The organism is Modestobacter caceresii (assembly GCF_000761485.1).
Classification (GTDB): Bacteria; Actinomycetota; Actinomycetes; order Mycobacteriales; family Geodermatophilaceae; genus Modestobacter; species Modestobacter caceresii.
Genome location: NZ_JPMX01000051.1, coordinates 1 through 1,268, shown reverse-complemented (window position 1 = coordinate 1,268; position 1,268 = coordinate 1). Strand labels below are relative to the sequence as shown.

Sequence of the window (1,268 nt, the reverse complement as noted above, 5' to 3'; positions counted from 1 at the left end):
GGAGCTTGACCCGGTTTTCCGGACACGTTCGGTTCGTTGATCATGCCGCGGTGAGTGCGGCGGTGTGAAGTGCTTCGAACTCTGTGGGACTGCGGTAGCCCAGGCCGGAGTGGCGTCGGCGAGGGTTGTAGAAGCCTTCGATCCATTCGAAGATCGCCGACCCCAGTTCGGCTCGGGTCGACCACTGGCGGCGGTCCAAGAGTTCGCGCTGCATGGTCGACCAGAAGCTCTCCATCATGGTGTTGTCCACGCTGGAGGCGACCCGACCCATCGACCCGAGCAACCCCGCCGAGCGCAGCCGGTGCCCGAAGATCCAACTCGTGTATTGCGATCCGCGGTCGCTGTGCACGATCGCGCCAGGTGCTGGCCGGCGGCGCCAACGGGCCATCTCCAGAGCGTCGACGACCAGCTCAGAGCGCATGTGGTCGGCGATGGACCAGCCGACGATGGTCCGGCTGAACACATCCAGCACGGCGGCGCAGTAGACCTTCCCCTCGGCCGTGGGGTGCTCGGTGACGTCGGTGGCCCACAGCCGGTCCGGTGCGTCAGCGGCGAACCGGCGCTGCACCAGATCCTCGTGCGGAGCCGGCAGCGGGCCAGACCGTCGGTGTTTGCGCCGGTGGCAGACCCCGACCAACCCGGCGGTGCGCATCAGCCGGGCAACCCGCTTGCGCCCGCACGCCAGCCCGAGTCCCAGGCGCAGTTCGGCGTGCACCCGCGGTGCGCCGTAAGTGGCCCGGGACCCGGCGTGCACCTGGGTGATGGTGCTGGTCAGCGACGCGTCGGCGACCGCCCGGAGTGAGGGTGGGCGGCCGTTCCACTCGTAGAAGCCTGAGCGGGAGACCCGCAGGACCCGGCAGGTCACCGCCACGGGGAAGCCCCCGGCGGCGAGCTCACGAACCAGCCGGAACCCTATTTTGGGTCCGGCAGCACCTCACGGGCGAAGTAGGCGCTGGCCCGCTTGAGGATCTCGATCTCCATCTTCGCGACCCGCAGTTCCCGGCGCAGCCGCACCAGCTCGGCCCGCTCGTCGCTGGTCGTGCCGTCTGACCGGCCGGCGTCGACATCATCGAGCTTCATCCAGCGGCGCAGGCACGACTCTGCGATCCCCAGGTCGTGGGCGATCTCAGCGATCGGCTTCTCGCGCTGCCGGGCCAGCTCGACGGCACGGCGACGAAACTCCGGCGGCTTGGCTGCAGGCATCCAGGACTCCTCTCCCAGGCGATTCTCGCCTCAGGTCAGGTGTCCGGGAAACCGGGTCAGGCTCC

General features: G+C 69.1%; 2 protein-coding genes. Both read right to left on the bottom strand.

Features of this window, described 5'->3' with window-relative positions:
- Positions 1–40: 40 nt before the first annotated feature.
- Positions 41–904, bottom strand: coding sequence for an IS3 family transposase (locus IN07_RS11945; protein WP_269429962.1), 864 nt, complete (start codon positions 902–904; stop codon positions 41–43).
- An 8-nt stretch (positions 905–912) separates the two neighbouring features.
- The gene (locus IN07_RS11940) at positions 913–1,203 is read right to left on the bottom strand and encodes a transposase (protein ID WP_036336082.1); all 291 of its coding nucleotides are present in this window, start codon (positions 1,201–1,203) and stop codon (positions 913–915) included.
- Between the last annotated feature and the right edge of the window lie 65 nt (positions 1,204–1,268).